The following is an 18,316-nucleotide window of genomic DNA, read 5'->3' on the forward strand; positions in this document are numbered from 1 at the left end:
CGCTTACGAAAGCCCCAGCACCTGCGGCATCCTGTAACGTTCGGGCTTCTGGTTAATCAGCCACAGCGCCGCGCGCACCGCGCCGCGCGCGAAGATCATGCGGTTTTCGGCGCGATGCGACAGGGTGATCATCTCCTCGGGGCCCGCGAAGATCACGTCATGGTCGCCGGCGACGGTGCCACCGCGCAGGCTCGCGAAGCCGATCCTGCCGTGGCCGCGTGCGCCGGTGAGGCCGTCGCGGCCGCGTTCGGAGCAGGTTGCGAGGGTGATCCCGCGCCCCTCGGCCGCCGCCTCTCCGAGCAGCAGCGCGGTGCCGCTCGGCGCATCGACTTTGTTCCGGTGGTGCATTTCGAGGATTTCGATATCATATTCGGGGTCGAGCCGCGCCGCCGCCTCGCGCACCAGATGCGCGAGCAGCGTGACGCCCAGCGAGGTGTTGCCGGTCTGGAGCACCGCAATATCCCGGGCGGCATCGTCGATCAGATAATGATGGCGCTCCTCGAGCCCCGTCGTGCCGATGACGATCGGCTTGCGCGCCGCGACGCAGGCGTCGAGCGTCGCCTCGAGCGCGGCGGGCGACGAGAAATCGACGAGAATGTCGGCCTCCGCCGCGAGCTTCGCGACATTGCCGCCCTTGTCGATGCCGCAACTGCGCTGTCCTGCCTCCGATATGGCGGCGGCGAGCGCGAGGCCCATCCGGCCCTCGCTGCCGATAATGCCGATGCTGGTCATGGCTTGCCTTTCGTGCCCCCGTCATGCTGAACGATGTCGCCCGCCTAGCGGTTGTCGCCTTCGAATCAAGAAGAACAGGATAGCATGTCTCCAATCCAGAATATCGTGATCCTGACCGGCGCCGGGGTTTCGGCCGAAAGCGGCATCGACACCTTTCGCGACGCCGGCGGCCTGTGGGAACAGCATCGCGTCGAGGATGTGGCGACGCCCGAGGCCTTTGCCCGCGACCCTGACCTGGTGCTGCGCTTCTACGACATGCGGCGCGAGGCGATCCGGACCAAGACGCCCAACGCGGCGCACCGCGCGCTCGCGCGGCTCGACGCCGAATGGCCGGGCGAGCTGTTGATCGTCACGCAAAATGTCGATGATTTGCATGAGCGCGCGGGGGCGAAGCGGCTGATCCACATGCACGGCGAGCATCTGAATGCCTGGTGCACCGCATGCGACAATCGCGTGCCGTGGACCGGCCCGCTGCTGGGTCGTCCCGCGTGCAGCGCGTGCGGTGTGACGGGGCACCTCCGTCCCGACATCGTCTGGTTCGGCGAAATGCCTTACCGGATGGAGGAAATTTACCAGGCTCTGAACCGCACCGACCTGTTCGTGTCGATCGGCACCTCGGGCGCGGTCTATCCCGCCGCGGGTTTCGTGCGCGAGGCGCGCGCCGCGGGAGCGATGACGCTCGAGCTCAATATGGAACCGAGCCAGGGCAGCCATTGGTTCGACGAGGCGCGCCACGGCCCGGCGACGCAGCTGGTGCCGCAGTGGGTCGAGGCGATGCTGGGCGGGTGAGGCTGGCTCCTGCGATGCCGCCGCTTTCGGCCGGACGCGGCCGATAGAGACGTGTGCTCCGGCTTTCGCCGGGGTGCACGACCGGCCACTCCCCCAAAGCCGCCTTTCAACGCGCGATCAAAAGGCTGATTGTCAGGGGAGTTCCATCCCCAGCGCGGCCGAGAGGTCGGCGAGCGCCTGCTCGCCGCTCGTTACCTTGATCGCGTGCATGCCGAGCTGGCTCGCCGGCTTGCAGTTGATGCCGAGGTCGTCGAGATAGATGCAGTTTGCGGGCTCGGCGCCGAGCGCCTCGCACATCATTTCATAAATCCGCGGGTCAGGCTTGCGGACGCCGACCTTGCTCGATTCGATGACATGGTCGAAGCGCGCCATGATCGCCGCGACCTCGGCGGCGAGTTTCTCGCTTCGCGCCATCCCGGCACCTTTGCCCGACGGAACATTGTTGGTGATGCACGCAATGCCAAAGTTGCTCGCCTTCAGCGTATCGAGCGCAGCGACCATCGCCGGACGCACCGCTCCTGCCAGTACCGCCAGCACCGCTTCGCCTTCCAGTATGTGACCCATCGCTTTCGCCTCGGCCGCGAACAGCGTGTCGAACGCCGCCGCATCGATCTCGGCGCGTTCGAATCGTGCCCATGCGTTGCCGTCGGGGTCGGCGGCGTTGACGCGGCGCACGAAGTCGCGCGGCAGGCCGCGCTCTTCCTCGAGCCGGTTGAAGGCTTCGAAGGGCGAGGCGGTGATGACGCCGCCGAAATCGAAGATGACATGCGTGTATCGGGACATGGCATGGCTAGAGCGTAGATTGACGTTAACGTCAACTATGACGGTCAGGGTTCGACGACGATCCCGGCGCTGGGATTGGCTCGGCCCGAAAGCATTTCATGATAGGCAGCCACCGCCGCATCGTCGCCGCTGCGCTTGTCGATCGACGTGAGCCGCGGCGCAACGTCCATGAAGGCCAGCCATGCCTCTGCGATCTTCTGCCCGAACGCCGCACCGCCCCAGTCGGCGATCCGCTTCTGGCTGCGGCCGGGCGCGAAGAATCCCTGCCGTTCGGGGCCGGGCAAGCCTTCGACGTCGGCCTGCGCGTCCCAGTGCGACTTGCCGACGATGATCGAGGCTTTGAGGTTGTTTCCGAAATGGCTGTGCACGACGCGCGTCACCGCGCCATTGCCCGCCATATCGACGAGCGCGGCAGGCGTCGCGGCGTTGAGCGTCATGATCTGGTCGTAGCTGATCACCCGGTCATAGATGCCCTGCGCGGCGAGGGCGTCGACATTGGCCGCGCTGGTCAGGCCGACCGTTTCGGGGCGGGGCTCCGGGCGCCGCTTGAGCGTGAAGCCGAGCCCGATCGCGGTCTTGCTCGACGCGCTCGCGATCAGGATCTGGCTGGCGCCATAATCGCCTTCGTCCTCGAACTGGTCGCCGATCAGCCAGCCGGTCAGGAAGAGCGGGCGGAACACCGGCCAATAATCATGGTCGGCGGTGCGATAATCGGTCAGCGCCTCGATCCGCTGATAATTGTTGTAGATGGGAGGCAGGGTGGTGCGTCGCGGGGTGACATCGGTGAAGCCGCCCGGCCCCGCGTTGCCGACAGTCAGCACGGCATTCTCGGCCATCGGATAATAGCCATAGAAGCGATCGCCAGCCGACACGCCGTCGGCCTGGCTTTCGGTCACGGTGGCAAAACCCCAGACAGGGAGGCGGCCCGGTGCGTCCCGCTCGGCGAAGAAATCCCAATAGCCCTGATCGTTGCCGAACAGGCCCGCGGGTTTGCCGAACACCGCATAGGTGATGTTGTTCGCCGTCATCGCATAGCTGTCGAGATGCACGCGCACCTGTCCCGGTGCGAGCGGTGCGCCCGCGTCCTCGACCAATTTGGCTTGCGTGATATCGTCGCGATCGATGTCGATCGCCCAGCTCGTCGAACTCATTCCGGACCCCTCCGATTGACGTGCCCACGAATGCGGGATGGACGACAGTCATACAGATGAGAGCGCGCCTGACAATCGCGGTCGGGCGAACCGGAATGGCATTCGGGCCCGGTGGCGAGGCGGATCAGCCCACCACCGTCCCGAGCAGCGACCCGATCGCGATCGTCGCCGCCATTGCAAAAGCACCCCAAAAGGTCACGCGCATCACGGGACGGAGCATCGGCGCCTTGCCCGCCCATGCGCCGAGTGCGCCGAGGACCGCGAGGAAGACCAGCGACGCGGCCGAAACCGTCCACGGCAAGGAATCGCCCTGATCGACGAGTACGGTCGCGAGCGGCAGCGCCGCGCCAACCGAAAAGCTCGCCGCCGAAGCCGCCGCCGCCTGCACCGGCCGCGCCGCCATCGCATCGGTCATTCCCAACTCGTCGCGCAAATGGGTGTCGAGCGCATTGTGTGTGGTCAGTTGCTCCGCGACCTGCTCGGCGAGCGCGCGGTCGAGCCCGCGCTGTTGGTAAATCTGCGTCAGTTCCTCCAGCTCGAACTCGGGATCGGCGGCGAGGTGGCGTTTCTCCAGCTCGACATCGGCCTTCTCCGCGTCGCCCTGCGAACTCACCGACACATATTCGCCCGCCGCCATCGACATCGCGCCCGCGACGAGCCCGGCACTGCCGGTGATCAGGATCGAGGCCTCCGACGCGCCCGCCGCCGCGACGCCCGCGATCAGGCTGGCGGTCGAGACGATCCCGTCATTGGCGCCGAGGATCGCGGCGCGCAGCCAGCTGATCCGCGTGACGCTATGGGTTTCCTCGTGCATTCGGCGTCCTTTAATATTGCAGCTGCAACCCCGGCCGCGCCCAGCGCGTCTTCACCAGCCGCCCCGTGCCCGACAGGGTGATATAGGCATCCTGCCGGTCGGGCCCGCCAAAGGCGATGTTGGTCGTGAAAATATCGTCGGTCGCGACGAACTCGACCAGCTCGCCCTGGGGCGAGACGACGCTGATCCCGCACTCGCCGATCGTCGCGACGCAGATATTGCCGTTCGCTTCCATCGCGAGGCTGTCGAAGAATTTATAGCCCGCAGGACGATAGAGCGGGATGCCGGGGCCGCCGGGGCCCGCGGCGTCGTCGACCTTGCCCGGCGCGACGATGTTGAACTGGGTCAGGCGGCAGGTGTAGGTTTCGGCCACGTAAAGCTTGCTGCCATCGGGCGACAGGCCGACGCCGTTCGGATTATAGCTCGGGAAGATCACTTCTTCGATAAAGCTGCCGTCGGCTTTCGCGTAAAAAATGCCGACGATGTCGTGGCAGCGCGCGGCATAGTCGACCTTGCCATGGTCGGTGAACCAGAAGCCGCCGTGCGTATCGAACATGATGTCGTTGGGCCCGCGCAAGGTCACGCCATGATCGCCCGACTTGTACAGCACCTCGACTTCGCCCGTCTCGATATCGATGCGCTCGATCCGCCCGCCTGAATAATCGTCGGCGATACCGTGCGGCGCCAGATAGCCGTTCGATTCGACATAGTTGAACCCGCCGTTGTTGCAGCAATAAAGCTTGCCGTCGGGCCCGATGGCGAGCCCGTTGGGGCCCCCGCCGGGGGTCGCGATGACCTCCTTCCGCCCGCCGGGCCAGCAGCGCGTGATCCGCTTCGCCTCGATCTCGACGACGATGACGCTGCCGTCTTCCATCACGACCGGCGCCTCGGGAAAACGCAATCCGTCGGCTATCAGTTCAAACTCGGCCATACCCATCTCCCTTGCGTGTCCGCACTTCCTATGCTTTGCGGCCATCATGCCCGTTCGCACACTCTTCGCCACCAATTTCTACGAAGCCGACATCGGCACGCCCGACCTGCTCGAAGAGCTGGAGGAGAGCTGCCGCCTGTTCGCCGAAGAGGATGGCGCGGGGAAGGCGTGGAGCCGCACGCATGGCTACAAGGGCTACACCAGCTACGCCAGCCTCGGCGACCTGCCAGAACGCGACCCGGCCTTTTACGACCTCAAGAAGCTGCTCGACAAAGAGGTGAAGGCGTTCGCCAAGGCGTGCCATTTCGATCTCGCCAAGCCGCTGAAGCTCGATAGCCTGTGGGTCAACATCCTGAAACCCGGCGGCACCCATAGCGGCCATATCCACCCGCACAGCATCGTGTCGGGCACCTTCTACGTCGCGGTCCCGCCGGGATCGGGCGCGCTCAAGCTCGAAGACCCGCGCCTGCCGATGCTGATGGCCGCGCCCGGGCGCACCGATGACGCGCCCGAGCAGCAACGCCCCTTCGTCTATGCCGAACCCGCTGCGGGCCGCGTGTTCTTGTGGGAAAGCTGGCTGCGACACGAAGTGATGCCGCATTCGGGCAAGGGCGAACGGATCAGCATCAGCTTTAACTATCGCTGAGCGGCCTTATATGGGCGACATCTGTTAGACCAAGCCCCTCTTCCCGTTCGCGTCGAGCGAAGTCGAGACGCCTCTCGGCCTTGCGCACCATCGATGGGTGTCTCGACTTCGCTCGACACGAACGGATTTCGGGGGTGTAGCGAAAGTGCCTCCTATGACAGCGACCTACGATGCCGACCTCCAGCTCTTCATCAACGGTGCGTGGCGGAGCGGCGAGGGGCGCGACGAGCGGCCGGTTTTCAACCCCGCGACCGCGGGCACGATCGCCGAACTGCCCGTGGCGACCGCCGCCGACCTCGACGAGGCGCTCGCGGCGGCGGAACGCGGCTGGCCCGTGTGGCGCGCGAAAACCCCCGACGAACGCGCCGCGTTGATGCACAAGGCCGCGGGCATCATCCGCGAGCGCGTCGAACATATCGCGACCTTGCTGACGCTCGAACAGGGCAAGCCGATCGCCGAGGCGCGCGGGGAGGTGCTTTCGGCCGCCGGCCTGTTCGACTATTTCGCGGAAGCAGGCAAACGCATCGAGGGCCGCGTGCTGCAGCGCCCGCTCGGCCAGCGCGCGATGGTCACCAAACATCCGGTCGGCCCGGTCGCGGGCTTCAGCCCGTGGAATTTCCCGGTCAACCTGATGGTCAAGAAGATCGCCCCCGCGCTCGCCGCGGGCTGCGTCGTGATCGCGAAGGCGCCCGAGGAAACCCCGGGCTGCACCAGCGCGATCATGCGCTGCATCGCCGATGCGGGCATCCCGGGGGACGTCGTCCAGCTGGTCTATGGCGATCCCGACATGATCAGCCGCCATCTCCTCGCCAGCCCGGTGATCCGCAAGGTCAGCTTCACCGGCTCGACCGCGGTCGGCAAGCATCTGATGAAGCTCGCCGCCGATGGGGTGAAGCGCATCACGATGGAACTCGGCGGCCATGCCCCCGTGCTGATATTCGACGATTGCGACCTCGAAGCGACGCTCGACAAGGTCGTGTGGCAGAAGTTCCGCAACGCCGGACAGGTCTGCATCTCGCCGACGCGCTTCTATGTCCAGCAGGGCATTTACGATGCCTTCGTCAAGGGTTTTGCCGAGCGCACCCAAAAGGTGAAGATCGGCAGTGGGCTCGACGCCGAAACGCAGATGGGCCCGCTCGCCAACGCGCGGCGCATCCCCGCGCTCGAAGCGCTGGTCGCCGATGCGAAGGCGAAGGGCGCGCGCGTCATCGCGGGCGGCGAGGCGACGGGCAACGGCTATTTCTTCCAGCCGACCGCGATTGCCGACGTGCCGGTCGAGGCCGATGCGATGAACAATGAACCCTTCGGCCCGATGGCGCTGATCCGCCCGTTCGGCAGCGAGGACGAGGCGCTCGAACAGGCGAACCGGCTGCCCTACGGCCTCGCCGCCTTCGCCTTCACCGAGAACGGCCGGCGGATCAACCGCATCGTCGACACGATCGAAAGCGGCATGGTCGGGGTGAACAGCTTCGTGATTTCGGCACTCGACACGCCGTTCGGCGGGATAAAGGAATCGGGCTTCGGCAGCGAGAGCGGGCCCGAGGGGCTCGACGGCTATCTCGTCACCAAGGCGGTGCATATTTACTGACGCCCAATCCTCCCTGTGGCGAAGCCATGGGGAGGGGGACCGCTCGCGAAGCGAGTGGTGGAGGGGCCGCCACGGCAGTGCTTTGGTCCCTCCGTCAGCGCTTCGCGCTGCCACCTCCCCATCGTTACGCGACAGGAAGGATTTTCAATCCCGCTCCAGCGCCACGAAATCGCGGCCCATCGGTGTAAGGTGCGCGCCGCCATCGACGAAGATCGTCTGCCCGGTCACCGCCTCGGCGCGCGCCAGATAGACGACCGCATCGGCGATTTGCGCCGGCGTCGGCAGCGCGCGGAGTGGCATCCGCTTTGCCAGCCGTTCGACCTGCGCTGCCGAATAATCCTCGGTCGCCAGCGTCAGCCCCGGCGCGACGGCGTTGACGCGCGCGCAGTTCCCGAACGCGACCGCCAGCGTCGCCGTCGCCTGCCATAGCGCCGATTTCGACAGGCTGTAGGCGATCTGGTCGGGCACCGGATGCGCGACGCGCTGATCGACGATATTGACGATCGCGGGGCGCTGGCCCTCGCTGACGGCGACGAGCGTCTTCGCCAGCATCACCGGCGCGGACAGGTTGACCTGCATCATTTCGGCGAGCGCGGCAGCGGACAAATCCTGCCACGCGCCCTCGGCAAACAGCGCGGCATTGTTGACGAGCAGGTCGGGCGCGCGCCCGAATTTCTCGATCACCGCGGGGACCAGCGCGGCGACCGCCGCCGGATCGGCGAGGTCGGCGGCGAAGCGGTGGCTGATCGCGCCGGTCTCGGCGAGTGCGTCCGCCAGCACCGGGTCGGCCTCGCCCGGACTGCGCTTGTGGATCGCCAGCGCATAGCCTTCGCGGGCGAGGCGAGCAGAAATCGCGGCGCCGACGCGGTGGAGCCCACCCGTCACCAGCGCCAGCTTCTGCGTCATTTCCGCGACCGCCGCATGGTGATGCCGATCTGCTCGCCCTCCTCGGCGATGGCGAGCTTGACGATCTTCACCTCGACCTCCTCGACCTTCTCGTCCTGCAGGAAGAGCGTGTCGATGATATGGTCGGCGACGCTTTCGATCAGCACGAAATGCACATCCTTCGGGATGCCCTCGGTCGCCGCGAATTTGAGGTGCATATAGTTCTTCGAGCGGCTGAGCGGCGTGGTCGGATCGTAATGATCCGCCATCGCCAGCTTCGCGCGCACCGAGATGCGCAGCGGCTGCGGCAAATGCGTCTCTTCGGAATAGATGCCGGTGAGCACCTGGGCGGTCAGCCCGTCCACCTCCAGCCACAATATATCGGTCACAAGAAAATCCTGTCGAACGAGCGCGACATTCGGCTTTCCATCGCCGTGCCGCACCCCTAAAGCGCCGCCGCATTAGCGAAAGGGTGCGCGTTGGTCGAGTTACTTCCATTGTCGAATATCGAGCCGCAGGCGGTCGAGGCGCTCCTCGACGCCGCTTTCGGAACGGATCGCTTTGGACGAACCGCCTATCGCATCCGCGAAGGCGTGGATGCGGTGCCGTCGCTCAGCTTCGCGGCGTTCGTGGACGGTGTGTTGATCGGCACGATCCAGTGCTGGCCGGTCGCGCACCGCGCCGCCGATGGTACCGCGACGCCGCTGGTCATGGTCGGTCCCGTCGCGGTGCGTCCCGAGGTCCAGCGCGGCGGATATGGCCGCATGCTGATGACGCATATGCTGAACGCCGCCGAAACCGGCGCTGACGGCGCGCTGATGATGATCGGCGATCCCGAATATTACGGTCGCTTTTTCGGCTTCGACGCCGATGCCACGGGCGAATGGGAATTGCCCGGCCCGTTCGAGAAACGCCGCCTGCTCGCGCGCGCGGTGAACGGGCACGACCTGCCGGCGGGTGCGGGGATGATCGGTCCGCGCTGAGTTCCTCCCGCTCGATGGCGAGAGGCACTATCACCCGCATCCACTTCGCCTAAGCCGCTTCGCGACCAAAGCCGCATACCCTTCTCCCATCAAGGGAGAAGGTCGATTGGACTGACTCGACTTGCACAGCGCGCCCTTCCGCCTATGTCGGATAGATGGTTAGCCCCGTCCCCCCGGTTCCCAAGGATTTTTCGCAGCTCTCGCTCGCCGAGACCGTCGAACTGCTCGCCGCGCGCCAGTTGCCGCCGGTAGAGCAATGGCATCCCGAACGAACCGGCGATAGCGCGATGGAAATCCGCGCCGACGGCAGCTGGTATCATGAAGGCGGGCGGATCAACCGGCCTGCGATGGTCCGGCTCTTCTCGACGATCCTGCGCCGCGAACCCGACGGCAGCCACGCGCTCGTGACGCCTGCGGAGAAGTTGGGCATTGCCGTCGAAGACATGCCGTTCCGCGCGGTCGAGATTAAGAGCGAAGGCGACGGCGCGGCGCGCAAGCTCGTTTTTCGCCTCGACACCGACGATCTGGTGATCGCCGGCGCAGACCATCCGCTCAGCTTCGGCAACGACGCCGAGAATCCCGACCCACGGCTGCACGTGCGCGGTGCGATCGGCAACGGGCTCGAAGCGCGGATCGACCGCGCGCTTTATTACGAGATCGTCGAGATGGCGCTCGCCGAGGGAATGGAGAGGCCCGCGATCTGGTCGAACGGCATGTGCTTCCCGCTGGTGGACGCCTGATGCTGTCCGAAAAGTTGCGCGACGCGCTCGACAATCTGCTTCCCGATGCGGGCGAGGATGAGGCCTATCTTGGCACCCCGACATTGCGCGATGCCGCGGTGCTTATCGCGTTCACCGATCGGCCCGATCCCGGCGTCATCCTGACCCAGCGCCCGCAATGGCTGCGCAGCCACGCCGGGCAGGTCGCCTTCCCCGGGGGCAAGATCGATCCGGGCGATCGCGATGCGATCGACGCGGCGCTGCGCGAGGCGGAAGAGGAAATCGGCCTCAGCCGCCGTGACGTGATGATCGCTGGCGCGACCGAGCCCTATCGATCGGGCAGCGGCTATATCATCACCCCGGTGCTCGGCGTCATCCCGCCCGACCTGCCGCTCGATCCCAATCCGGACGAGGTCGAGGACTGGTTCGAGGTGCCGCTCGACATATTGTTCGACCCCGACAATTATGCGCGCCAGCATGCCAATTGGCAGGGGCACGACCGCCATTATTATGACATGGACTGGCAGGGGCGGCGGATCTGGGGCGTGACGGCGGGAATCATCATCAATCTGGCGCGGCGTCTGCCCGCGGGATGGCACCGGTGACGGCGCTGCCCGATGCCGAATGGCGCGAGCGTCCGGGGCTTCGCCGGATCGTCGCGGCGCTGACCGCCGATGGCGGCGCGGTCAAGGCGGTCGGCGGTGCGGTGCGCGACACTTTGCTTGGCCTGCCTGTCGCCGACATCGATCTCGCGACCCCGCTCTTGCCGGAAGAGGTCACGCGGCGGCTCGAGGCCGCCGATATCAAGGTCATTCCGACGGGCATCGTGCACGGCACCGTCACCGCGATCGCCAGCGGCGACCATCACGAAATCACCACGCTGCGCCGCGATGTCGAAACCGACGGCCGCCGCGCGACGGTCGCCTTCGCCGAGGACTGGCGCGACGACGCCGCGCGCCGCGATTTCACGATCAACGCGCTCTACGCCGATCCCGATACGGGGGTGATCGACGACTGGTTCGGCGGGCTGGCCGACCTCGACGCGGGGCGGGTGGCCTTTATCGGCGACGCGGCGATGCGCATCGCCGAGGACCATCTGCGCATCCTGCGCTTCTATCGCTTCGCGGCGCGTTTCGGGCGCGGCAACCTCGACCCTGCCAGCCACGCCGCGGTGGTGACCGCGCGCCAGTCGCTGAAAAGCCTTTCGCGCGAGCGCATCGCCGACGAGCTGCTCAAGATCCTCGCGCTGCCCGACCCGCGCGCGATCGTCCGCCAAATGGCGGCGGACGGTATTTTCGAAGTGCTCCTCCCCGAACTCGATGCGGGCTTTGCCGCCGCGCTCGACCGGCTCGCGACGAACGAACGAACGGCCGCTGCATCCATCGCGCCGCTCCGCCGTCTCGCGGCGCTGCTGCCCGCCGATGCCGCGGTCGCCGAAACGGTCGCGAGCCGGCTCCGCCTCTCGACGCGGCAGCGCAAGCATCTGATGGCACTCGGCGGGAATCGCGCCGACGTCGCGCGCCCGATCCGCCAGCTTGCGCACGCGATCGGCATCGAGGCCGCGCGCGACGTCCACCTGCTCGCCGGCGACCCCGCCGCGGTCGCGGCGCTGGCGGACTGGCAACTTCCCCAACTGCCGCTGAAAGGCGGCGACATCGTCGCGCGCGGCATCGCCGCTGGCCCCGAAGTCGCGCGCATTCTGAAAGCGGTAGAGGCCCAATGGGTGGCGGAGGATTTCCCCGGCGCGGCGCGCGTCGGCGAGCTCGTCGATCAGAAGATCGGTCGCACCAGCGACTGACGCCAATAGTCGAGCGCGGATTTGCTATCCATCGGCCGCGCGAACAGGAAACCCTGTCCGAAATCGCAGCCCAGCGCCGACAGCAGCCGCGCCTGGTCGGTGGTCTCGACCCCTTCGGCGGTCGTCTTCATCCCCAGCACTTCGGCGAGGCTCTGGATCGTACGGACGATCGCCACCTTGTCGCGGTCGTCGACCATATGCTCGACGAAGCTGCGGTCGATCTTGAGCACGTCGATCGGCAGGCGCTGAAGATAGGCGAGGTTCGAATAGCCGGTGCCGAAATCGTCCATCGCGACGCGTGCGTCGAGCGCCTTCAGCTCGCTCAGCACCGACAGCGCGAGGTCGGGATCGCCGATGATCGCGCTTTCGGTGAGTTCGATCATCAGCCGCTCGCCGCCGATCCGGTGTTTTTCGAGCGCCTGGCGGACGACCCCGGCGACATCGTCGCGGACCAGCTGGATCGCCGAGACATTGACCGAGAAATAGGCGTCGACGACCTTGCCGCCGTTCTGCTTGTCCCATTCGGCGAGCACCGCCGCCGCCTTGCCGATCGCCCATTGGCCGAGCGGGACGATCAGTCCCGAATCCTCGGCGATCGGGATGAATTCGGTGGGCGAGACTGCATGGCCGCTGCTGGTGTCCCAGCGCGCGAGCGCCTCGAACCCGGCAACCCGGCCGCTCGACAATTCGATCAGCGGCTGGAAGGCAAGGTGGAGCCGGTCTTCCTCGATGGCGTTGCGAAGCTCGGTCTCGAGCCCGAAACGATTGTCCGACAGCATCGCGGCTTCGGGTTCATAGATTTCGATGCGGTCGGTTTGCTTCGCGCGCTTGAGCGCGATCTGCGCGTGACGGATCTGGTCCGCGATATCGGTGTCAATCGCCGGCTGGATCGCGCAGCCGAGCGCGCAATCGACGCTGACCTTGAGTTCGCCGATGCGGAACGGATGATCGAAGCAGCCGCGGATGCGCCGCGCCATTTCGCGCACGTCGGCGCGGCCGCCCGCGATGCGCGTCGAAATGGCGAATTCGTCGCCGCCGGTGCGCGCCAGGATATCGCCGCTACGCAGGCTCGATTTCAGGCGGCGCGCCACGGTGATGATCAACTCGTCGCCCGCCATGGGGCCGATATGTTCGTTGATCCGCGAAAAGCGCGCGAGGTCGAGCAGCAGGATCGCATGGTCGCCGCCCGCCCCTTCAGCGCGGGTGCGCTGTTCGACCAGTTCCTCGAACCCGGCGCGGTTGGGAAGCCCGGTCAGGCTGTCGGATACGAGTTCGCGGCGCAGATTGCGCTCGGTCATCATCTCCTGCGTCCGGTCGATCAGCGTCAGCAGGAACAGCCCGTCGTCGCCCGATTCGGTGGGCAGCGGTCCGATCGACCCGCGCAGGTCGCGCGCCGCGGGCCCCTCGCCAAGTTGGCAGGAGAATTCCTGCGATTCCTCGGGATATTGGGAGGCCCACTCGATCGCGCGCAGCAATTCGATCGGCGCGTCGGCGCCGACGGGTGACAGGCTCAGCCGATCAAAGGCGGCGTTGCTTGCGTGAAGCCGGAAATTGCCGCGCGCCATCGGTCTGATCAGCGCGGCCGGTACAGGGAGCGCGTCGATCCAGCCGACGAACAATAAGGGCCGGTCTTCGCCGGTTCTATCGATAGGCATAACAGCGGGTTTTGTGCGACCTTTCCCCATTACCCAATGCCTAGGTCATGGGAAGTAAAGAAGGGATTTACGGCTACATCGAAATGAGGTCAGCCGAAGCGATTGTTGCGGGGGAATCCCGTCGGTGGCATCCGGCCGGCCGCGCCGCGCGCGACGCGCCAGGGGACAAGGTCGGTTTCAGTGCGCGTGCGGCCGGTGTCGCCGCCCATCGCCCAGCTCAAGCCCTCGGCAAAGATGAAGCTGACCGCGTCGGACAGGCCGCCGTCGCGATAGCGTTGCAGCATCACGCCCTGGCCGCGCGCCATGACCGGAACCTCGGCGAGCGGGAAGACGACGAGCTTGCGATTCTCTCCGACCGCCGCGACGCTGTCGTCATCGGCGCCGATCGACCGGACGACGGCGAGCGCCGCCTTGGGTTTCAGGTTGACGACATTGCGGCCCTTCCGCGTTTCGGCGACCACTTCGGCCATCTGCGCGACGAAGCCGTGGCCGCTCGTCGAGGCGAGCAGCAAACGGCCTTCGTTCGTCGCGGGAATCAGTGCGACGATCCGCGCCTCGGGATCGATATCGACCATCAGGCGCAGCGGCTCGCCAAAGCCACGCCCGCCGGGCAATTTATCGGCGCCGACGGTGAAGAAGCGCCCGTCGCTCGCGGCGACCAGCAGCTTGTCGGTCGTCTGCGCGTGCGCGGCGAATAGCAGCTCGTCGCCTTCCTTGAACTTGAACTCGCCCCACTGACCCTCCGCGACATGGCCGCGCTGGGCGCGGATCCAGCCGCGTTTCGACAGGATCACCGTCACCGGCTCCTTCTCGATCATCGCGTCGAGCGGGATTTCGCGCGTCGGAGCGGCTTCGGCGATCGTCGTGCGCCGCGCGCCGAGCAATGTGTCGAGCCCATAGACGTCGCGCAGCTTCTCGAGGTCCTTGCGCAGCCGCGTCTTCTGCCGCGCCGGGCTTTCGACGAGCTTCGCCAGCTCCTCGCGCTCGGCGGTGAGGTCGGACTGCTCGCGCTTGAGTTCCATTTCCTCGAGCCTGCGAAGCGAGCGCAGGCGCATGTTGAGGATCGCCTCGGCCTGCCGGTCGGTCAGGACGAACTCCGCGATCATCACCGGCTTGGGTTCGTCCTCGGTGCGGATGATCTCGATGATCCGGTCGAGGTTCAAAAAGGCGATGATATAGCCCGCGACCAGCTCGAGCCGGTCGTCGATCTTGCTGATGCGGTGCTGCGCGCGGCGCACGAGGACGATGATCTGGTGCTGCAGCCATTCGGTGAGCAGCTGTTTGAGCCCCATCACCTTCGGCGTGCGCGTCGCGTCGAGGACGTTGAGGTTGAGCGCGAAACGGCTCTCGAGCTCGGTGAGCCGGAACAGGCTGTCCTTCAGCACATCGGGATCGACATTGCGGCTCTTGGGTTCGAGCACGATGCGCAGATCTTCGGCGCTTTCGTCGCGGACATCCTCCAGAATCGGCAATTTCTTGTCGGCGATCAGCTGCGCGATCTGCTCGATCAGCTTGCCCTTGGCGACCCCGTACGGGATTTCGCTGATGACGAGATGCCAGGTGCCGCCCGACAATTTCTCGATGCCGCTGTCTTCCCAGTCGCCGTCGGCCGTCTTGCCGGTCGAGAAGCGCGCGCGGACGCGGAAACCGCCGCGTCCGGTTTCATAGGCGTGCGCGATCGTCTCGGCGCTGTCGACGACGATGCCGCCGGTCGGGAAATCGGGTCCCTTCACATGGTCGAGCAGTTCCGACAGCTCGGCATTCGGCTTCTCGATCAGCAGCAGCGCGGCGCCGATGACCTCGGCGGCATTGTGCGGCGGGATGTTTGTCGCCATGCCGACCGCGATCCCGCTCGCGCCGTTGGCAAGCAGGTTGGGGAACAGCCCCGGCATGATCTCGGGCTCTTCGTCTTCGCCGTTATAGGTCGGGCGGAAATCGACCGTGCCCTCGTCGAGTCCCTGCATCAGGTCGACCGCCACGCGCGTCAGCCGCGCCTCGGTATAGCGGTAGGCCGCGGCATTATCGCCGTCGATATTGCCGAAATTGCCCTGGCCGTCGACGAGCGGGTAACGGAGCGAGAAATCCTGCGCGAGGCGGACCATCGCGTCATAGACCGCCGTGTCGCCGTGCGGGTGGAATTTGCCGATGACGTCGCCGACGACGCGCGCCGATTTCTTGTAGCCCTGCGACGGGTCGAGCCGCATCGCGCGCATCGCCCACAGCAGCCGGCGGTGGACGGGCTTCAGCCCGTCGCGCAGGTCGGGTAGCGACCGCGCAGTGATCGTCGACAGCGCATAGACGAGATAGCGTTCGGACAGCGCGCTGTCGAACGGGGTATCAATGCTGTCACCGGGCTGCGAGGGAGGAAGGTCGTCTGTCGTGCTGGCCATTGTTTGCAGCCGATAGCAAGGCTGGCGCGCCAAGGCAAAGGCTTGCGTCGACGCGGCGCGATTGGTCGGAAGAAGCTGTGGATCGCCAAAGTCCCCACAATGAAAAGGGCCCACCGGTCCGGCCGGTGAGCCCCTGGTCCTGGGAATATGCGGGCCGGTGCGACTGCGCTTCGAAAGCGTCCGGCCCGGGCTGTCCTATGGCGCGAGGATCGCGACGGCGAGGTACAGCAGCAGAGGCAGGCCGAAGCCCAACAGCGTCAGGGCGACAAAGGCGACGCGCGTCCACAAGACATCGATGCCGAACTGGTCCGCCATCCCGGCGCACACGCCGAAGATCATCCCGTTACGGCGATTCTTGCGAAAACCCTGGTTCATTTCTTTCCTTTCGATCCCGGCCTTCAGGCCGGCGTTTTTTGGGGGAGGCGGCTGGTCAGGCGACCAGCCCACCGAAGTGCGCAGCGTTCGGGCCGACAGCGGCGAGGAACATCAGCGAGCAGTAGAGCGAGGCAACCGCGGCGATCGCGTAGCTCTTGAACGATTCGACGTTGAAATGGGCCATGATATTTTCCTTCCTTGAACCTTCCATCCGGACCATCCGGTGGATGCCGACAGTATTGCAGGGACCGTGCCAATTTCATTCATTGGCGGTTAAGCGCGGTTTTTTGGTTCCCGAAATATTATTTCAGCGCAAAAAATGCGCCAGGATGGCAAAAATTCCCGTTCATCGGAAAATTTTCAATGACAGTTCTGGGCGCGACGGGCTGGCTTCGGCCGATGGGCTGCGGTAGGCGCGGCACAGGATGACGCTGACCCGCTTATCGCTGACCGATTTTCGCAATCATGCCGCTGCGGATATGGCCGCCGGGCCGGGGCTCGTCGCGCTGCATGGCGACAATGGCGCGGGCAAGACGAATATCCTGGAAGCGATCTCGCTGCTCGCGCCGGGGCGCGGACTGCGCCGCGCCGCGCTGGCGGACATGGTGCGCGACGGGGCGAGCGGGGGCTTCGCCGTTTTTGCCGAGGTCCAGGCGGGCGCCGACCTGCCCCCGGTCGCGCTGGGAACGGGGATGGAGCCCGCGCAGCCGGGGCGGCGGATCGTGCGCATCAACGGCGCCCCGGCCGCGGCGACGGCGCTGGGCGAATGGTTGGCGATATTGTGGCTGACCCCCGCGATGGACCGGCTGTTCGTCGAGACTGCGGGAAACCGGCGGCGCTTCCTCGACCGGCTCGTGCTCGCGCTCGACCCGCGCCACGCGCAGCACGGCAACCGCTATGAAGCGGCGCTGCGCGCGCGCGGCAAGCTGCTCGCCGACCCCGCCGGCGCCGACGGGCAATGGCTGGCGAGCCTCGAGGCGCAACTCGCCGAACATGGCGCGGCGATGGATGCGGCGCGGCAGGCAATGCTCGCGGGCCTGTCGGCCGAACTCGCGGGTCAGCCCGACGCGCCATTCGCGCGGCCGCTGCTGACGCTCGTCGATTCCGACGGAAAGGCGCGCGAGGCGCCGCACGCGGTCGATGCGCTGAAGGAGCTTTTCGCATCGCGCCGCCGGATCGATGCCGCGGCGGGCCGCGCGACCGCGGGGCCGCACCGCGACGATCTCTCCGCCATGCACGCCGCGACCGGCCGCGCGGCGGCGCGCTGCTCGACCGGCGAGCAAAAGGCGATGTTGCTCTCGCTCGTCCTCGCGCACAGCGACTGCGTCGCGCGCGCGCGCGGGCAGCGCCCGGTGCTGCTATTGGACGAAGTCGCCGCGCATCTCGACCCGCTGCGCCGTCGCGCGCTTTATGAGCGCCTTGCCGGGCAAGGGGGTCAGGCCTGGCTCACCGGGACCGAGGCGGGGCTGTTCGACGACATGCCCGGGCCGGTAACGCGCTTTCGCGTTGCGGGCGGGCGGATTACGGCGGGGTAGATATTTGCCTTCCGGCTGTTTTCGACCGGCGGCTGCCCGATTCATCATCGTCACCCCGGATTTGATCCGGGGTCCGTGCAGCGCCGGAGGATGATCCCGGATCAAGTCCGGGATTACGAGAATAGAGGAGCAGTTGCTTCCTCCTCCCGAAAGCGGCGGGCCGTCGATCAAAGAATCTCGCGCACCACATCCTGCGGACGGCACAGCCGCACGCCCTTGTCGGTTTCGACGATCGGGCGCTCGACATAAGCGGGGTTGGCGGCCATCGCGGCGATGATATCATCCTCGCTCGCATCCTTCAGGCCGCGCTCTTCGGCGTCGGTGCCGCGCAGCCGCAGCGCTTCGCGGGCGGCGAGGCCGGCGTCGCCGAACAGCTGGCGCAGCTTGTCGGCGCTGTAGGGATTTTTGAGATATTCGACGACGCTCAGCTCGACGCCCGGGGTTTCCTGAAGAATCGCCAGCGTCTTGCGCGATGTGCCGCACGCGGGGTTGTGCCAGATGATCGCTTTCATGGGTTCGGCCCTAACGCAGCCTTACTGCCG

20 protein-coding genes are annotated in these 18,316 nt (G+C 66.4%); 8 read left to right on the forward strand and 12 right to left on the reverse strand.

Going from position 1 to position 18,316, the window contains the following annotated elements:
• Positions 1-3 precede the first annotated feature (3 nt).
• A complete protein-coding gene (dapB, locus tag HDC29_RS13095) occupies positions 4-732 on the reverse strand; it encodes a 4-hydroxy-tetrahydrodipicolinate reductase (RefSeq protein ID WP_179498222.1) in 729 nt (242 codons plus the stop codon).
• An 84-nt stretch (positions 733-816) separates the two neighbouring features.
• Here dapB and HDC29_RS13100 point away from each other — a divergent pair, with 84 nt between their 5' ends.
• A complete protein-coding gene (locus tag HDC29_RS13100) occupies positions 817-1,521 on the forward strand; it encodes an NAD-dependent deacylase (protein WP_179498224.1) in 705 nt (234 codons plus the stop codon).
• A gap of 132 nt (positions 1,522-1,653) precedes the next feature.
• Here HDC29_RS13100 and HDC29_RS13105 read toward each other — a convergent pair whose 3' ends face one another.
• The 4 genes from HDC29_RS13105 to HDC29_RS13120 all read right to left on the reverse strand — a co-directional run bounded on the left by HDC29_RS13105 (position 1,654) and on the right by HDC29_RS13120 (position 5,200).
• The gene (locus HDC29_RS13105; protein ID WP_179498226.1) at positions 1,654-2,304 is read right to left on the reverse strand and encodes an HAD-IA family hydrolase; all 651 of its coding nucleotides are present in this window, start codon (positions 2,302-2,304) and stop codon (positions 1,654-1,656) included.
• Positions 2,305-2,348: 44 nt separating this feature from the next.
• Positions 2,349-3,455: a DUF2855 family protein gene (locus tag HDC29_RS13110; RefSeq protein ID WP_179498228.1), complete on the reverse strand. Its 1,107-nt coding sequence runs from the start codon at positions 3,453-3,455 to the stop codon at positions 2,349-2,351.
• A 124-nt stretch (positions 3,456-3,579) separates the two neighbouring features.
• A complete protein-coding gene (locus tag HDC29_RS13115; protein ID WP_179498230.1) occupies positions 3,580-4,269 on the reverse strand; it encodes a VIT family protein in 690 nt (229 codons plus the stop codon).
• 10 nt (positions 4,270-4,279) lie between these two features.
• Positions 4,280-5,200 (reverse strand): SMP-30/gluconolactonase/LRE family protein, encoded by a 921-nt coding sequence (locus tag HDC29_RS13120; protein ID WP_179498232.1) that lies wholly within the window; start codon positions 5,198-5,200, stop codon positions 4,280-4,282.
• A gap of 46 nt (positions 5,201-5,246) precedes the next feature.
• Here HDC29_RS13120 and HDC29_RS13125 point away from each other — a divergent pair, with 46 nt between their 5' ends.
• Together HDC29_RS13125 and HDC29_RS13130 are read left to right on the forward strand one after the other, a co-directional pair.
• Complete coding sequence (locus HDC29_RS13125; RefSeq protein WP_179498234.1) at positions 5,247-5,846, forward strand: TIGR02466 family protein; 600 nt, start codon at positions 5,247-5,249, stop codon at positions 5,844-5,846.
• Positions 5,847-6,000: 154 nt separating this feature from the next.
• The gene (locus tag HDC29_RS13130) at positions 6,001-7,434 is read left to right on the forward strand and encodes an NAD-dependent succinate-semialdehyde dehydrogenase (RefSeq protein WP_179498236.1); all 1,434 of its coding nucleotides are present in this window, start codon (positions 6,001-6,003) and stop codon (positions 7,432-7,434) included.
• A 144-nt stretch (positions 7,435-7,578) separates the two neighbouring features.
• Here HDC29_RS13130 and HDC29_RS13135 read toward each other — a convergent pair whose 3' ends face one another.
• Both HDC29_RS13135 and HDC29_RS13140 read right to left on the reverse strand, forming a co-directional pair.
• Positions 7,579-8,340 (reverse strand): SDR family oxidoreductase, encoded by a 762-nt coding sequence (locus tag HDC29_RS13135; RefSeq protein ID WP_179498238.1) that lies wholly within the window; start codon positions 8,338-8,340, stop codon positions 7,579-7,581.
• The gene (locus tag HDC29_RS13140; RefSeq protein ID WP_179498240.1) at positions 8,337-8,708 is read right to left on the reverse strand and encodes a dihydroneopterin aldolase; all 372 of its coding nucleotides are present in this window, start codon (positions 8,706-8,708) and stop codon (positions 8,337-8,339) included. Before HDC29_RS13140 ends, HDC29_RS13135 begins: the two co-directional genes overlap by 4 nt.
• Positions 8,709-8,798: 90 nt before the next feature.
• On the opposite strand from HDC29_RS13140, the gene HDC29_RS13145 reads away from it, so the two are divergent.
• From HDC29_RS13145 to HDC29_RS13160, 4 genes are all read left to right on the forward strand, one after another.
• Entirely contained in the window at positions 8,799-9,302 is a 504-nt protein-coding gene (locus tag HDC29_RS13145; protein WP_179498242.1) for a GNAT family N-acetyltransferase, read from the forward strand.
• Between the two features lie 155 nt (positions 9,303-9,457).
• Complete coding sequence (locus tag HDC29_RS13150) at positions 9,458-10,042, forward strand: DUF1285 domain-containing protein (protein ID WP_179498244.1); 585 nt, start codon at positions 9,458-9,460, stop codon at positions 10,040-10,042.
• Complete coding sequence (locus HDC29_RS13155) at positions 10,042-10,626, forward strand: CoA pyrophosphatase (protein ID WP_179498246.1); 585 nt, start codon at positions 10,042-10,044, stop codon at positions 10,624-10,626. Before HDC29_RS13150 ends, HDC29_RS13155 begins: the two co-directional genes overlap by 1 nt.
• Positions 10,614-11,819 (forward strand): CCA tRNA nucleotidyltransferase, encoded by a 1,206-nt coding sequence (locus tag HDC29_RS13160; protein WP_179498248.1) that lies wholly within the window; start codon positions 10,614-10,616, stop codon positions 11,817-11,819. The genes HDC29_RS13155 and HDC29_RS13160 overlap by 13 nt, the downstream gene beginning before the upstream one ends.
• Here the strand turns inward: HDC29_RS13160 and HDC29_RS13165 are convergent.
• The 4 genes from HDC29_RS13165 to HDC29_RS19285 form a co-directional block, all read right to left on the reverse strand.
• Positions 11,792-13,474: a bifunctional diguanylate cyclase/phosphodiesterase gene (locus HDC29_RS13165; RefSeq protein WP_257018267.1), complete on the reverse strand. Its 1,683-nt coding sequence runs from the start codon at positions 13,472-13,474 to the stop codon at positions 11,792-11,794. The two genes, HDC29_RS13160 and HDC29_RS13165, sit on opposite strands and share 28 nt — an antisense overlap.
• An 89-nt stretch (positions 13,475-13,563) precedes the next feature.
• Positions 13,564-15,864: a DNA topoisomerase IV subunit A gene (gene parC / locus HDC29_RS13170; protein ID WP_179498252.1), complete on the reverse strand. Its 2,301-nt coding sequence runs from the start codon at positions 15,862-15,864 to the stop codon at positions 13,564-13,566.
• 195 nt (positions 15,865-16,059) lie between these two features.
• A complete protein-coding gene (locus tag HDC29_RS13175) occupies positions 16,060-16,239 on the reverse strand; it encodes a PspC domain-containing protein (protein ID WP_058816939.1) in 180 nt (59 codons plus the stop codon).
• Between the two features lie 55 nt (positions 16,240-16,294).
• The gene (locus tag HDC29_RS19285) at positions 16,295-16,423 is read right to left on the reverse strand and encodes a hypothetical protein (RefSeq protein WP_257018269.1); all 129 of its coding nucleotides are present in this window, start codon (positions 16,421-16,423) and stop codon (positions 16,295-16,297) included.
• Between the two features lie 241 nt (positions 16,424-16,664).
• On the opposite strand from HDC29_RS19285, the gene recF reads away from it, so the two are divergent.
• Complete coding sequence (recF, locus tag HDC29_RS13180; protein ID WP_179498254.1) at positions 16,665-17,774, forward strand: DNA replication/repair protein RecF; 1,110 nt, start codon at positions 16,665-16,667, stop codon at positions 17,772-17,774.
• A gap of 167 nt (positions 17,775-17,941) precedes the next feature.
• Here the strand turns inward: recF and HDC29_RS13185 are convergent, their stop codons facing one another.
• A complete protein-coding gene (locus HDC29_RS13185; RefSeq protein WP_179498256.1) occupies positions 17,942-18,286 on the reverse strand; it encodes an arsenate reductase family protein in 345 nt (114 codons plus the stop codon).
• Positions 18,287-18,316: the final 30 nt, after the last annotated feature.

It is taken from the genome of Sphingopyxis sp. JAI108 (assembly GCF_013410105.1).
Classification (GTDB): domain Bacteria; phylum Pseudomonadota; class Alphaproteobacteria; order Sphingomonadales; family Sphingomonadaceae; genus Sphingopyxis; species Sphingopyxis chilensis.

Excerpts from the sequence above, each read along its gene's own strand:
- dapB (WP_179498222.1), bottom strand. The coding sequence starts at position 732 with ATGACCAGCATCGGCATTATCGGCAGCGAGGGCCGGATGGGCCTCGCG.
- HDC29_RS13100 (WP_179498224.1), top strand. The coding sequence starts at position 817 with ATGTCTCCAATCCAGAATATCGTGATCCTGACCGGCGCCGGGGTTTCG.
- HDC29_RS13105 (WP_179498226.1), bottom strand. The coding sequence starts at position 2,304 with ATGTCCCGATACACGCATGTCATCTTCGATTTCGGCGGCGTCATCACC.
- HDC29_RS13110 (WP_179498228.1), bottom strand. The coding sequence starts at position 3,455 with ATGAGTTCGACGAGCTGGGCGATCGACATCGATCGCGACGATATCACG.
- HDC29_RS13115 (WP_179498230.1), bottom strand. The coding sequence starts at position 4,269 with ATGCACGAGGAAACCCATAGCGTCACGCGGATCAGCTGGCTGCGCGCC.
- HDC29_RS13120 (WP_179498232.1), bottom strand. The coding sequence starts at position 5,200 with ATGGCCGAGTTTGAACTGATAGCCGACGGATTGCGTTTTCCCGAGGCG.
- HDC29_RS13125 (WP_179498234.1), top strand. The coding sequence starts at position 5,247 with ATGCCCGTTCGCACACTCTTCGCCACCAATTTCTACGAAGCCGACATC.
- HDC29_RS13130 (WP_179498236.1), top strand. The coding sequence starts at position 6,001 with ATGACAGCGACCTACGATGCCGACCTCCAGCTCTTCATCAACGGTGCG.
- HDC29_RS13135 (WP_179498238.1), bottom strand. The coding sequence starts at position 8,340 with ATGACGCAGAAGCTGGCGCTGGTGACGGGTGGGCTCCACCGCGTCGGC.
- HDC29_RS13150 (WP_179498244.1), top strand. The coding sequence starts at position 9,458 with ATGGTTAGCCCCGTCCCCCCGGTTCCCAAGGATTTTTCGCAGCTCTCG.
- HDC29_RS13155 (WP_179498246.1), top strand. The coding sequence starts at position 10,042 with ATGCTGTCCGAAAAGTTGCGCGACGCGCTCGACAATCTGCTTCCCGAT.
- HDC29_RS13160 (WP_179498248.1), top strand. The coding sequence starts at position 10,614 with ATGGCACCGGTGACGGCGCTGCCCGATGCCGAATGGCGCGAGCGTCCG.
- HDC29_RS13165 (WP_257018267.1), bottom strand. The coding sequence starts at position 13,474 with ATGCCTATCGATAGAACCGGCGAAGACCGGCCCTTATTGTTCGTCGGC.
- parC (WP_179498252.1), bottom strand. The coding sequence starts at position 15,864 with ATGGCCAGCACGACAGACGACCTTCCTCCCTCGCAGCCCGGTGACAGC.
- HDC29_RS13175 (WP_058816939.1), bottom strand. The coding sequence starts at position 16,239 with ATGAACCAGGGTTTTCGCAAGAATCGCCGTAACGGGATGATCTTCGGC.
- HDC29_RS19285 (WP_257018269.1), bottom strand. The coding sequence starts at position 16,423 with ATGGCCCATTTCAACGTCGAATCGTTCAAGAGCTACGCGATCGCCGCG.
- recF (WP_179498254.1), top strand. The coding sequence starts at position 16,665 with ATGACGCTGACCCGCTTATCGCTGACCGATTTTCGCAATCATGCCGCT.
- HDC29_RS13185 (WP_179498256.1), bottom strand. The coding sequence starts at position 18,286 with ATGAAAGCGATCATCTGGCACAACCCCGCGTGCGGCACATCGCGCAAG.